The sequence below is a fragment of the Paenibacillus sp. 01T443 genome (assembly GCF_056398325.1).
On sequence record NZ_JBFTPE010000016.1, the window covers coordinates 57,139 to 72,808 of the forward strand.

Annotated in this window: 4 protein-coding genes and 1 pseudogene; all 5 read right to left on the reverse strand. The window is 36.5% G+C overall.

Features of this window, described 5'->3' with window-relative positions; all coding sequences use genetic code 11:
* Positions 1-64: 64 nt before the first annotated feature.
* The 5 genes and pseudogenes from AC1DLI_RS25320 to AC1DLI_RS25340 all read right to left on the reverse strand — a co-directional run bounded on the left by AC1DLI_RS25320 (position 65) and on the right by AC1DLI_RS25340 (position 15,564).
* Positions 65-358 (reverse strand): hypothetical protein, encoded by a 294-nt coding sequence (locus tag AC1DLI_RS25320; RefSeq protein WP_477607241.1) that lies wholly within the window; start codon positions 356-358, stop codon positions 65-67.
* A 55-nt stretch (positions 359-413) separates the two neighbouring features.
* Positions 414-926: pseudogene (gene sigK, locus AC1DLI_RS25325) on the reverse strand (RNA polymerase sporulation sigma factor SigK); the annotation flags it as partial.
* Positions 927-1,385: 459 nt separating this feature from the next.
* Entirely contained in the window at positions 1,386-9,077 is a 7,692-nt protein-coding gene (locus tag AC1DLI_RS25330; protein ID WP_477607242.1) for a fibronectin type III domain-containing protein, read from the reverse strand.
* A gap of 539 nt (positions 9,078-9,616) precedes the next feature.
* The gene (locus AC1DLI_RS25335) at positions 9,617-10,420 is read right to left on the reverse strand and encodes an imm11 family protein (RefSeq protein WP_477607243.1); all 804 of its coding nucleotides are present in this window, start codon (positions 10,418-10,420) and stop codon (positions 9,617-9,619) included.
* 17 nt (positions 10,421-10,437) lie between these two features.
* Positions 10,438-15,564 (reverse strand): S8 family serine peptidase, encoded by a 5,127-nt coding sequence (locus AC1DLI_RS25340; protein ID WP_477607244.1) that lies wholly within the window; start codon positions 15,562-15,564, stop codon positions 10,438-10,440.
* Positions 15,565-15,670 lie beyond the last annotated feature (106 nt).

The window sequence follows — 15,670 nt, forward strand, 5'->3', positions numbered from 1 at the left end:
TTAAATGTTAATCCAATAGCCATAAGACTTTGTGCTATTTGCAAAAGAGCTAACGCATTACCTTTCAAATAGATTTAATTTCGGCATTAATAATAGTATCGAGTATGTAACTAGATGAATAAATATTATTAAAAATATCTGAATTTTTAAGTTTCGGCTGTTTTTCATCTGATAACTTTTCGGGAAAGGCAGCCAGTATGCGCCGTAAAGCCTCACAAATACTACTTTCAAATAAAGCAAATGAGTAAACAAAAAATGCTTCATAGTTATTTTTATCCAATTGTGCAGACATATCTTTAATCTTTTCGATATTTACTTTAAGGTCATTAGTCAGTTCTTCGCAAACAAGTATCCTCATTCTCAATTCACTCCCATTTATTAAAATAACTAATAAAAATAAACCATGATTAATTTTATTTCAACAAGATTAGAAGAGAGAAAAACTCATGATAAAGCTTCATCAACGCCCTTTTCTCAATCCGCGACACATAACTCCGCGATATCCCCAATTCCTTCGCAATCTCCCGCTGCGTCCGCTCATCCCCGCCATGCTCCAGCCCAAAGCGGCCGATCACAACTTCCTTCTCGCGGTCATCGATTATATCCAAATTTTTATATATTTTGCTCTTCTCAATCTTCAACTGCACCTTATCGACAATATCATCCGCCTCGGTGCCGAGGATATCGATCAACGTAATCTCGTTCCCTTCCTTGTCCGTGCCAATCGGATCATGAAGAGACACGTCCTTCCGAGTCTTCTTCAAAGACCGCAGATGCATAAGTATTTCATTCTCGATACAACGAGCCGCGAACGTCGCGAGCTTCGTGCCCTTACCAGTCTGAAAGCTCTCGATTGCTTTGATCAATCCAATCGTCTCGATCGAGATCAAATCCTCGAGATCCTCACCTGTATTGTCGAATTTTTTACAATACGAACCACTCTATTGAGAGTGTGATTCAATTGGTTAATATTACAATTACGAAAAACTTCCTAATCCCCTTGCTCAAGCTTCCTGCTGCCATTCTCATAAACTTACTTAATACCGTAATTTCACGTTCCACCCTTGTGTAGATACCAGCATACATCTCTAAGGCATATAAATTTTAAACTCTTGTAAAAAATCGTTTGTTTGTTTAGAAAATGGCATCGTATCAAAGTCTTCTTCACTTAGATAGGAACAGAATACCTATCTACGGCTATCATCTTCACAACTGAATAATCTGCTCTAGTCATTAAAAGTTTCTTTCAACCATGTCTCATTGTGCATCACTGCCTTTTGTAATAACTCGGTGACTTGATCTTTATGATGATTTTATACATCCTCTAAAAGAAAATACCCTCGCAGAAAGTGCGAGGGCTCTGTAATTACATTTAAATAAGAAGTTTATGCTAATGTAGCTTTATTTACTATAAAACTCCATACACTCAAATTGCCAGTATTCCACGCGCGCACTCTATAAATGTGAGACGTCTTCGGTGCTAGTCCTGTATGCACATATGTTGTATTTGCACCTACATTAATAACAATTCCATCTACTTCTATCTCATATTCCGTCGCACCTACAATAGATCCCCAGTTCACTGTAATTTGGTTATTCGTCGATGTCGCTGTTGCGGTTGGAGTCAACAGCAATGTTTTCGTCATTACCGGGGCGCTCCATTCTCCAACGCCCCCTGTGTTCTTGGCCCTTACACGTACAGTATAACTTGTGTTAGCTGATAAGCCTGATTTTGTGTAGCTCGTAGAACTGTTTGTGACGGCTGTTCCGTTAATTTCTACATCGTAGCCTGTTGCACCAATTACCGCTGGCCAAGTGACTACTAGTGATGCACTAGTTGGTGCTACATTCACTGTTTCTATTGTTGCAGGGGTTGTGTATTTCGTAACGATTGTACTCCATGCACTAGAATTATCAACACTTTTTGCACGTACTTTGTAGGTGTGAGAAGTACTTGGCGTAAGGTTTTCGTGCATGTATGTGGTGTTGGCGATGTCACTTGCAACGATTATTCCATCTGCTTCTACTTCATACAGTAATGCACCTACAATAGATCCCCAGTTTAGCGTAACTTGAGTGCTCGCCGATACCGCTGTTACGGTTGGAGTCAACAGTAATGTTTTCTTCATTACCGGAGCACTCCACTCTCCAACGCCCCCTGTGTTCTTGGCCCTTACACGTACAGTATAACTTGTGTTAGCTGGTAAACTTGATTTTGTGTAGCTCGTAGAACTGTTTGTGACGGCTGTTCCGTTAATTTCTACATCGTAGCCTGTTGCACCAATTACCGCTGGCCAAGTGACTACTAGTGATGTACTAGTTGGTGCTACATTCACTGTTTCTATTGTTGCAGGTGTTGTGTATTTCGTGACGATTGTACTCCATGCGCTAGAATTATCAACACTTTTTGCACGTACTTTGTAGGTGTGAGAAGTGCTTGGCGTAAGGTTTTCGTGCATGTATGTGGTGTTGACGATGTCACTTGCAACGATTATTCCATCTGCTTCTACTTCATACAGTGATGCACCTACAATAGATCCCCAGTTTAGCGTAACTTGAGTGCTCGTCGATACTGCTGTTATGGTTGGAGTCAACAATAATGTTTTCGTCATTACCGGAGCGCTCCACTCTCCAACTCCCCCCGTGTTCTTGGCCCTTACACGTATCGTATAACTTGTATTCGCTAGCAAGCTTGATTTTGTGTAGCTCGTAGAACTGTTTGCGACGGCTGTTCCGTTAATTTCTACATCGTAGCCCGTTGCACCATTTACCGCTGGCCAGTTGACTACAAGTGATGTACTGGTTGGTACTACACTCACTGTTCCTGTTGTTGTAGGGGTTGTGTATTTCGTGACTATTGTACTCCACGCACTTACATTGTCAGTACTAATTGAACGCACTTTGTAAGTGTGGGAAGTACTCGGTAATAGGCCAGTATGAGTATAATTCGTGTTCAATATGTTACTAATAATAGTACCGTCCACTTCTAGCTCATATCCAGTTGCTCCTAAAATTGATCCCCAGGTTAGTGTGATTTGGCTATCCAATGACACTGTTGTAACTGTTGGAGTCGATAATAGTGTTTTTGACACCACCATAGAACTCCATTCTCCCACTCCACCTGTGTTCTTAGCTCTTAAACGAATTGAATAATTTGTATTCGCCAGTAAGCTTACCTTAGTGTAGCTGGTCGTAGAAACAGAAACTATAGCACCATTAATCTCTAATTCGTAGCCTGTAGCACCACTCACCGCCTGCCAGTTAATTGCTAGTGTCGTACTCGTCGGTAATATGGTAATTTGTTCTGTTTTTGTAGGAGTAGTATATTTAGTAACTGTTGTACTCCATGCGCTTATATTGTCAGCACTAATCGCACGCACCTTATATGTATGCGATGTACTAGGTGATAAGCTTTCGTGTACATATTTTATATCCATGACATTACTAACAATAACTCCATCCAGCTGTACTTCATAATTTGTAGCTCCAGCAATAGAATTCCAATTTAGTGTTATTTGATTTTCTGTCGATGTTGCAGTTATTACAGGAGTAACTAACTGTGTCTTCGTAACCACAAGAGCACTCCAATCACCAGTTCCACCTGCATTCTTGGCCCTCATACGGATTGAATAGTTTGTATTGGCCGGTAAACTCGGTTTTGTATAACTAGTTGTGGTAACCGAGGTTAACGCACCATTTATCTCCAAGTCATACCCTGTTGCACCATTTATTGCTGCCCAGCTAATTGCCAATGAAGTACTTGTCGGTATTATATTAATTGATTCCGATGTAGCAGGAGTTGTATATTTCGTCGTAGTTGTACTCCATGCACTTGAGTTATTCGTACTCTTTGCACGAACTTTGTATATGTGAGATGTGCTAGGTATTAAGTCTGTATGGACAAAATTTGTATTTGATCCGTTACTAAGTACAGTACCATCAACTTCCACTTCATACTCCGTCGCACCTTCGACTGCTGCCCAGTTCAAAGTAATTTCAGTACTCTTGGCTACCGCCGAAATTACTGGGGTCACCAGTTGAGTTCTAGATAACAACGGGATACTCCACTCCCCGTATTCGGAAGTATTATTTGCTCGTATACGAATTGTGTAACTCGTATTAGCTTTTTGACCGCCTAATCCGTAACTATTAGTTGTTGTCTTTGAAACATATCCATTAACCTCAACTTCGTAACCCGTTGCACCAGTTACTGCTGGCCATGTGATTGAAATCGTTGTACTTGTAGAAACAACATTAACTACATCAATTGATGTTGGCGCAGTATACTTTGTAAATATTGTGCTCCATGCACTCACATTATCTACGCTTTTCGCACGCACTTTGTATGTGTGAGGAGTGCTTGGCAATAGATCTGTATGAGTATATTTTGTATTCGTTCCAGTGCTTATGATTTCACCGTCCACTTCAACCTCATACTCCATAGCATTTGCAATAGGTGACCAATTTAGTTCAATTAAATCTTTTGTGGACACAACAGTTATTGACGGTGTAAATAACTGTGTTTTAGTTACGACCAGAGTGCTCCATTCTCCAAGCTCTCCAAGGTTATTCTTTGCCCTAACACGTATAGTATAACTAGTATTGGATATTAAATTATATTTTGTGTAATTCGTAGAAGACACTTCAACAATTGATTCATTTATTTCTAAATCATAGCTTACTGCCCCTGATACTTGCGACCAGTTTATTACTAGAGATGTACTAGAGGGAATAACATTTAATATATTCGTTTTTATTGGAGCAGTTTTTTTATACAAGGATGTACTCCATGCACTTACATTTTCATTGTTCTTCGATCGTACTCTAAAGAAATATCCAGTATTAGGTAATAAATTATGATGTACGTAAGTCGTACTCAATCCATTACTTATTATTACACCATCCACTTCAACCTCATATTCGGTTGCTCCACCAATTGCTCCCCATCCCAATGTAATTTTGTTACTCGTTGAATCTGCTTTTACTATAGGAATTGTATATGAAGCAACTAACCACTTGACTTCAGACCACTCGGACCAAAGTGTTTCATCTTTTACTCTTACGCGAACTTGTAAAAGTTCATTTGATGGAAGCCCTACATTTGGTATCCAGCTTCCACTCTCTGAAGAACTATCCATAGAGACTATATTAGAGTCAGCAATAATTTCACCACTAAGATTTAATACCTGCACCTGGTACTCTTTAAAAATCGTATTCACGGCCGAATCCACTTGACTCCATGTAATTTTAGGGGTTCCAATAGTAGTTTCTGTTGGATTGTCCTTTGTCCCAAGCGGATAAGAAAGTGATATAATAGGCGCTGTATTCTCCTTCATTTGGACCGGAGTTAATCGTTGAATGAGCGTCCCATCACCTAATTGCCCATTGTAATTTTTCCCCCAAGCCCAAACCGTTCCGTCTGTTTTAAATGCTGCTCCATGTGCAGTTCCAGTTGCTACATCCTTTGAATTAAACAGGGAAGGGATGATCTTAGGAACGTTGCTTGCATTAAGTGACCCGTCTCCTATATCACCATAGTTATTGAGTCCCCATGCCCAAAATTCCCCATCACTTGTTAGCGCGTAAGTTTTCCCATAATTTACTCTTACTAAAACAACATTTTCTATACCACTGACTTGAGCAGCGGTTTGATTACTAACAAATCCGTTATTACCTACTGACCATAACGATCCATCTACTTTTATATATGCACTATGATTCCCACCAGCCGATATACTAACTACATCATTCAGACTTGTTTGTACTGGCAAAGATCGATTAGTGGTTGTTCCGTCACCAAGTCTTCCATCGTAATTACTCCCCCATGACCAAACCGTCATATCATCTCTGAGCGCAATTGCAAAATCGTTTCCTGCACTTATTTCGGTGACGCCATTTAGTGCAGTGATTTGTACTGGAGAAAACTGGTGACCATAATTCCCAATCCCCAATTGTCCGTAACTATTCGAACCCCATGCCCATATTGTTCCATCTTCTTTTAAAGCATAACTACTATTATCATAGCCGGAAATTCCAACAATGTTCGCAAGCCCGTCTATCCTCTCAGGAACAATTTTATCAATTGTTTGCTCCCTACCCAATTGACCATAGCTGTTATCTCCCCATGTCCATATTGTTCCATCAACTTTTAAAGCAATGATATGCCTCCTACCAACAGCAATTGAAACAACATCACTCAAGCCCGGAATTTGTATGGCCGTTGTTTTAATTGTTTTTGTTCCATCTGCAGATAAACCACTACCATTTTCTCCCCACATCCAAACTGTTCCATCTGGCTTAACATAAGCCGTAGTTTCATAAGAACTAGATAGGGTAGTTATATTTCTAAAATAACTATGTGTCACTGCATTAGACTCTACCGATTCATTACCTGCTGCATCCGTTGATTTAACTGTATATTTATAGGCATTCTTTGGATTTAGCCCCTCAACTAAATACTCTGTAGCATTGGTTGAGTCTATTAAGTTCCCATTTTGGTAAATGTTATAACCCACTATCTCTTCATCCATTGTAGAGTTGGTCCATATTAAGGAGACGGAGGTACGTGACCATGAGTCAACTTTCAAATTCCCAGGAGCATTAGGAGGATTCAGATCCGTACCAGTGGTAAATATTAAAGAATCACTAGCAATTGATACATTATCATCAGCATCTTTTGCTTTTATATAGACATTATATTCAGTATTTGGAATAAGACTAGTTAATGTATAGCTAGTTTTAGTAGATGCTCCAATTACATTTGCACCTGAATAAATTTCATACTGAACAACAGCAACATTGTCTAAGGATGCCTTCCATGTCAATTCATATGTACCGTTTGCTTTTTTCACTACTGCTAGTGAATGAGGAGCACTAGGTGACTCAAAATCCTCATTTGTTTTTACACTTAGCGAGTTACTTGGTAACGATAAATTTTCAGATGTATCTTTAGACTTAACTGTAAAATTATAAAGTGTATTCATGGAAAGACCAGTTACGGAATATGTGGTTGAATTAGTTGATCCAATTAACTTCCCACTTTTGTATATATTGTAACCACTTAATGAAACATCATCAGTTGATGGTAACCAAGAAAAAGAAATACTTGTATTGGTTTTAAGTGTTAATTTTAAATCACTAGGTGCCGAGGGAGGCTGAGTATCTGATTTTAATTGTAATCTCTCATCAGCTGTATCTACCATGCCTTCGTATTGAATGAGTGAATTAGTATCAACATATCTAACAGTATACGTTAATATTGTATTCTCTCCGCTCCAATAATAACTATTGAACTTCACAAACCGATGACTAATGTGACCAGAGACTATTTGTATGCTACTTCCATCTCGACCTTCAACTGAGAACCCGCAACATGTAGTTCCGCGTAAATATAATACTCCTATTTTATTGACATCTAAATTACTTGCATTGCCTGCACTATCAACTGATCTAGCATATATATCCGCTCCCGCACTAAACTTTAAGGTAAATTCCTTCAAGTATGTAATCCATTCTCCAGACTCCCCAATTCGGTACTGCGTAATCACGTCGCTTGAGTCATCTGTTCCTTTTGTTATAAGTACCTCTGCACTATCATGAGTCCATACAAAATCATTTATTTTATTCCAGGGTAAATTTCCTCGTTTAGTTTGGATTTTAGGTGGTGAAGGCGGAGTTCTATCAATTTTAATAACAGCACTTGCTTCTTCACTAATAATTCCCACATTATCAACAGACCTTGCATATATGGTTGAAGTCCCTACCTCAGAGAAAGTTAGATCGCCCAAATACTCCGTCCAAACTCCATCTTCTCCAATTTTATATTCATTCCCCATTACACCACTTAATGTATCTATGCCATCGACTATTTGAACGATCACATCCTCATTAGTCCATGATGTATGGTTTAATGTAATAGTTGGTTTTGTGGGTGGACTTTTATCAATCTTAACTACGGATTCTGCTTCCCCACCAATATTTCCAGCCCAATCTATCGCTCGTGCATAAATATCGTATTGCCCTTCATCTTCAATTACTTCGACTCCCATGTATTCTTGCCAAGTACCCTGTTCACCTATTTTAAATTCTAATCGTCGTATCTTACTTTCCTCATCCATACCCCCAGTAACATTAAACACAATTTCTTCATCTGACCAATCATCATAACTTAATTTAATTTCTGGAGATGTTGGAGGCGTTTTATCTATTGCTACTGTATCCATGGTTATTTCGCTTGAATTACCTGCAAAGTCTATAGACCTTGCATACACTACTTGTTCTGGATTATTTACAGTAAACGAACTTTCATAATTCGTCCATACATCCGTCTCACTAAGACGGTATTGTGTCTTCCTTATACCACTTTCTTCATCAATTCCATGAATTAATGATACATTTACACTAGTATTCGTCCAATCACTTGGATCAAACAAAATATGAGGACTAGATGGAGGAATTGAATCTAAATTAATTTTTGTTTTTTTGATCTTTTCAGTATTTCCTGCCTTATCAATTGAACGATAGGAAATCACATTTTTTTGGGGATCCTCAATTAAAACAGGAGCAATATACCTATTCCAAGTTTCTCCTCCATCAACGCTATATTCCGTATAATCTACCCCTGATTGATTATCAACAGCTGTAAGTATAATGTTTACGGCTCCTATATAAAATGAATTTTGGCCCATATTCCCTTGAACTTGAATAGATGTAGCAGGTGAAGATAAATCAGGCTTTAGTGTGAATTTTTTTAGTTTTGTACTTTCCACGTTATTATTATTATCAATAGAGCGGTAGGAGAGCGAATATACTTTGCTTTCAGTAAAAGTTATCGGAATTGTATAATTGCTCCAGGTTTGTCCACCATTTAAGCTATATTGCGTCTTTGACACACCTGAAACGTAGTCCTGTGCAGACAATTCAACCTGCAAATCACCATAATAGATTCCGTTTGAACCTAAATTTCCGTTCAAATTAATTGTAGTAATTGGCGGTTCGAAATCCGAAACCGCTAGAACTTGCGATGCCGGCATCACTAACATTAATAATGCCAATATTAAAACTATACTCTTCTTCAACAGTACAACCTCCGATTTGTTGTATCACATTCTCCAATTGGCAAGGTAAATAGTAACGAAACCAACGAGAATAGTATCTTGATCAATTTATCAATAAATGATTTTTATTCTATCTAGAATACTTATACATCTGCTATTACAGAAAGTAATTGAAACTACATTTATTAGCTGGGGGGACACAAATAATATGTTGAGGAGTTCTTAATTCTATCTATATGTATTTTCCATTATCCGGGGAATGCATTTCGAATTCACAATGTCTATATAATGCCAATGTACTAAACTGTTTCGTTGATATAGGACGTAATACATCACAAAAAGATATAAAACGATTATCAATTCATAAGCTGCGACCGCACATTCGCTGCCATTGAAGTAATGAAAAAATAGAGAATACTCTAACACCATACGTTCAAATTTCAAATGAAGGATGTAACCTTACGTCGTTGGGGCTACAGCCTTCACCTGAATTTTTAATTACGAAGCTTCAAAATAATCCAATAACAATTCCTAATAGCTAATAAAAACTACGAATCCCTCTAAATATCATATGATTCTACTTCATGATATTTCAAATCAAACAATATTGGTGGTAAATAAACTGGATTCATCCAAAAATATGATAAGTCGTTACCTAACTGACCCAACATCATAGTACCTGTTTTATTATGCTGTAAAATCCATTTCCCACTTGCAACCGCTTTTCCAGTTTGCACTCTTTCCATTGCCTCATGCCAGTTAAATTTAGTATCGCTACTTTTTTCTATTTCAATGAGCTTTTGTTCATAAATCAGTAATTTATTCTTTTCGATTTCTTCTGTAAAGTCAGAATCCCACACCTCTAAAAAATCAAAACCTTGTAACTTAGATTGAATAACTAAATCACGAAATTTATCTGTTACGTAAACGCTAGTGTTTACTTTCTCAGGTATTTTAAAAATCCACTCATCTTGTAAACAATGTTCATGGAAATATAATGAATTAAATCCCCCAAATCTCCCTGAAGGCATCACATCATAGTTTGATCTCACATAATCAACACAGTCAATTACATTTGTTACATTCACGAGAAACAATTCGTACTCATGTTCAATAGGTAATAACTCTACATAGGGATCTATGTACGTTTTCAAAATACTTAGTGAAGATTTTGATAAAACAGGTACCGATTTAGTGAAATTAGGAAAATCAATAATTTTCCTTTTTATAGTCGTTTTGAATTTAATAGGTTGCCAATCAACACTTTTTTCTCCATTAAATTTTATTTTCATTCGGTCTTCTTCATGATTAGTCGTCATAATAACGATACTTTTATCGGACGATAACAATTCCCATATCTTCAATATGTTCATCTCCAATTCTATAATCTTCCTAGAGTTAGTGTCCCATCTAGAAGCTTTTCACGAATTTTATGCATTTGAAAAAGAATCGCTGCTTGATCTCCTTCATAATCTTCAATCATTTCTAGAACATAATCATAATACCTTTTTGCATGGCTACCATTATGTGCAGCTGCTTTCCACATTACCTGTGTGTTTTCATCTATGAATTCTGTCGTTTTATCACCTTTTTTGATTGGCAACCATACTCCGTTTGCAACCGAATTTTTATAAATCCCTGCAGCTTCCATTATTCTTCTTGCTTCTTTAGCAGAATAAAATCTATTTTCTGAAGCTGGTACTATATGATGTGCTGCCCAACCAGTAATTCCACTTTCTAGTGGGGGTTTTTTTATATTATGTTTTTCTAGTTCGTTTGCTAAGATAGTACTATCTTGCTTACCACCGGTAGTAGTCTTAGTTGTTGGAAGAGTTCCACTGTAAGAGTTAATATTACAAACCAGATTATGGGTATACACCTCTAGTTCTGTCGCAAAAAAAGTATGATAATCCTTTACTGTTAAATTGTACACTTTTGTTTCTTGCATTTTTATTTCAATCGCATCTATTAAAATAAGAGAATTATCGCTTGATATTAATTGGTCACCTATATCAAGATTTTCTGCATCTACCCAACCCTTATCCTTAATCCAGAAAGGGTGATTATATGTTGTAGCAATTTCCTTACCACCAGCTGTAATAATATAAAGTTCGTTGGTTTCTTTTTCAAAAAGATATTCGACTGGTTTATGCATTTTCATGCCTGTTTTTTCATCTTTAGCTAAAACTAAATCTCCGATTTTAATATCTTCTATTTTTTTATTTCCTTTATCGGTTACCACTACGGTGCCCTCAGCAAAACAATTACATGGTGCTTTAGCATAAGTAGCATCATACTTTTTTAAACCAGCAATTTTCTTTCCGCTATATGCAGCAACTTCAACTATCGGTATCAATGATACTGCAGATATTGCAGCCTGGACATTATCACCTCTAATTAAATATACTACTGCATTCACTCCATCTGCTGGAGCACCTAAAACAGGGATAAACCCTATAAGTTCAATTGTACCTTGAATATTATCAATTACTGATTTTTTTTCATCATAAATTAATTTTTCAGTTTTCGCCCAGAACTTCTCTATGCCATTTTTACCATATATTTCTCTTGACCATGTTACATAACCTGTTTCAGGCGCAGGAGAATCAATTGGTAATACATATCTATAGTAATAATTTTTACATGCTTCACATGACTGTTTATTATCCCTAGTTACCTTAGTACCATCAGAATCCTTTTTTGGGGGTACAGGTACCCAATTGTATTCATTTAATGCATCATTAGAAACGTTAACATAATATACTCTTCGATGATTTTTGTTATCTTTTGGAGTTACTTCAATCCTGTATTGTCCATTTTTGGCCCAATATATATATCCCCCATCATAAGTATAGCCTGGGAAGTAGTGTCTATTTGCAAATACATCTCTGTTTGAGGTAACATCCCCCTTCCATTCGATTGACAAACTATTATTCTTCTTTTGACTAGTATACTTTTTGCTATGAGCTTTCATGTAATAAGCATCGCGGGGATAAATATCAACTAGTAATTCATTAGTATCAATTTTATTTTTATAATTAAATTTTACACCTTTACTTGTAGGCGTGGCATCAAATGATTTTGATGTAGTATTCGAAGAAGCACGTGCTAAACTTGGTACAGCTGTTGCTTCTTCAGGGTTATAATCCATCTCATTAATATATACACCCAGATAATATTCAAACTGATTAAATAATGAATACTCCAATAATCTTGTTTTCCCTAAAATGTCATTCTTTATTTTTAAATAATAGGTTCCTGCAGTCAGTTCAAATACTGACTCTCCTTTCTCACTAAAATAACCATATATACGCCCATTGCTATTTTCAATTAAGCCAGTTGCTTTTCCGATATTGATATTTACTTGTTCATCTTCAGTGAGATTTAAAACAAAATAATCAACATCATATAAGGATGTAATACTTAAGTTCCTATTTGTTCCATCTATTTCAATTAAATTGTTCCATTCAATCTGTTGTGCTGCTTGTTTAGACGAATGTAAACTATCTTCAATTGTGAATCTCACTTTTAGATCTTCTGACTGTGCCAGGTTCTTAACCGATATATAATAAGTTATTCCAGCAGTTAGACTATAATCCAGCTTTGAATATAAGGCGCCATATGGATTACTACCTTCTGCGTCATCATTAGTCGCTAATCTGTTATTCAATGAGCTATCTGAATATAATGTCACTTGGGTGTCCTGCCGTACATCCAAACCCTCAGGAGAAGCTGATGTAAATAATCTATAGGTCCCAGATAATTCGGGTATGAACTTTAAAATCTCGTATTCTCCAATTGATTTTGAAATATTAATAGGGACTCTATTATCAATTAGTACAGGTATTTGTTCTTTCTTTGTCACTAATAACCGAGCATATACTTTACTATTATCAAAACCACTTACTTTGATAAAATATGGAACCGCTTGTGTTAATGTCACTCCTACTTCTGAAAACACCGAGTCGAACGTATCATCATTATAACCATCGGGCAACAGGGTAATTAAATTAACATCTGTGAATATTGATATTTGTGTGTCATTTTCTCTACTGACAGGATTACCAGAATAAAAATTCGTGTTTATATTAAACTTCCCACTCTGAGTAGGAACAAATATATAGACTGTGCTATTGTTGTTTTGCTCATCAATATCTATAGATTGATTCTCTTGAATATAAGGGATGGTAGAGCTTATGACATCAGCAACTATACGTGCTTGCAATGTTTCCTCACCGAATGCAGAAAGTTTAATGTAATAGGTTTCACCACCAGTCAAACTCTGTTTAATTTGAGAATAGGATGACCCTTCAAATTCATCATTACTATTAATTTGTTTAGTAAGCGCACTATCTGAATAAATAGTTAATTGAGTATCACTACCTTCACCCGTTTGACCATTTGCAGATGTATTAAATCGATAGACACCAGTTGCAGCCGGATGAAATATAAATAATTGACTTGGTTTCTGTTGTTTAACATCAATTGGGGTAAAAACAATTAATTCCTGAATAATTGTACTTGATGTAATTTCAGAATATGAACTGATGATTCCATCTTGATAATGTGCTGCAACAGCTAACTTATACTGCGTTAATGGTTCTAAATTATTGAAGGTATACGATGCGTTAGCTGAATTACTAATGAAAACTCCATTCAATAACAATGAATATGAAACTGCTTCTTTTGGTGGTGTCCAACTTAGCTTTATACTGTTACCTGATGGAACTGTGATAAGGTCTGAAGGAGAAGGATGATCCATACCCTCTACATAAATGATAAATATATCATCATCGACACCAGTAGGACGCGCCGGATATCGAAACTTGATGTTATATGTTCCGGGTACCGTTTCTACTGAGGTTGTCCATAAATATTCTATCACTTCATTTAAGTTAGGAAATTCAATTTCTTTAGTAGAAATTATATTTTCCGGTTCGTTTCTTGGGTAAACCTCGATTATAATTTTCTCATGAATATTCTCCCCATTTTGATCTCCATTCAACTTAACAGATACTGCAGCAGTTTCACCTGCTGTAATAACTTGCCCATCTCCTGTCTGATCGTAGGATGCTATATTTAATTCGCCATCTTCTGAAGGAATCCAAATGTTTTCTTCGTTAATAATAGACTCGTTTGTTAAAGGGAGTATTGCATTTGCAGTTATCCCAATAGCTTTAGCAATATTGACTAATCCAAGTCCATATTCATTAACATCTCCAAGATTAGTTGAAGTGCCTGTTAGTAATGTTGCAATTTCATCTGGACCTTTAGTCCGATCTTTAGACCATAATAAAGCCGCAGCACCTGTAACATGAGCTGCTGCTATTGATGTACCTGATGTTACACTATAGCCACCGTGTTTATTTGTAGTTAATATATTCGTACCGGGAGCGACGATATCCAATTCCGGTCCAGTGCTGGAAAAAATAGATTTTCTATGTGCTTGATCAATTGCTCCGACTGCGATAACTTCTGGATATTTAGCAGGAAATTTAATGGTATTAATACCTTCACCAGAATTTCCTGCAGCAGCAATAACCAAAATACCATTTTCTTTAGCGATCTGAACGGCTTCATGTAATAATTCACTGTCGTTAGAACTAACGAAACTTAGATTTATAATATCGACCTCATTGTTAATTGCCCATTCAATACCTTGAATGACGGAGCTGATGTTTCCTTGACCTCTTGCATCTATTACTTTAACTGCATATAAATCAACATTGCTGGTACTTCCTACAATTCCTTTTAAATCATCCGCTGCGGCAATCGTACCCGCAATTTGGGTGCCATGCCCATTGTCATCAATATAACTTTCGTTTGAGGTTACAAATGAAACACCATCTTTAATAGATAACTCAGCATGATTGGAGATACCTGTATCAAAAACAGCAACCCCGATTCGCTCGCCTTTTGAATCCAGAGCGTTTACAGCATAGGCACCTGTTGAATAGATTCCCCATGGTACAAGTTGAGAGCTTGACTCAATAACCTGGTTATTAACCAATTCTTGCGTTTCATTAGCTATACTAATCTCCTGATCCGGTTCTATGAATTCTACTGACTCTTGTTGCATTAAATCTTCGACTTGGGATGTTGATAATTCCATAACAACGGAATTAATTATATCTAACTGTTCAATAACTAATCCTTCATTATTACCAGCTACTAAACCTTCACTAGTATCAACTACCAAGTTTTCCTGATTTATCTCTCTTGCTGAAGTAGCAAAGTTTTTACTTTCAAGAACAGCGGGTTTTAATCTAACTATATACTTTTGTTTTTCCAAACCATAAGTTGATTCAATAACAGATAATAGTGAATCAATGGCTTGGGCTTCTTCAGTACTAACAGATGATTCTGATGATTCTACAATAGTATTACTTTCCAAATCTGCTTCACTCAAAGTCATGTTCTTTTCTTCTGCATATGACTTCATATCAGAAAAAATTGTTGAGAGTAAGCAAACAAGCAATGTTAATGCTAGATATTTTTGAAATTTCATTTTTCATCCTCCACTTTTAAATTAGAGCTCGATAAATAAATGTCTATTCATTCGTTATTAAGAATAAATTTCAGTTAATTAACCCTTTTTAAAGGTACGAATCACA

What these genes read in the sequence shown, in the direction of transcription:
- AC1DLI_RS25320 (WP_477607241.1), bottom strand. Translation starts at nt 358, where the DNA reads ATGAGGATACTTGTTTGCGAAGAACTGACTAATGACCTTAAAGTAAAT.
- AC1DLI_RS25340 (WP_477607244.1), bottom strand. Translation starts at nt 15,564, where the DNA reads ATGAAATTTCAAAAATATCTAGCATTAACATTGCTTGTTTGCTTACTC.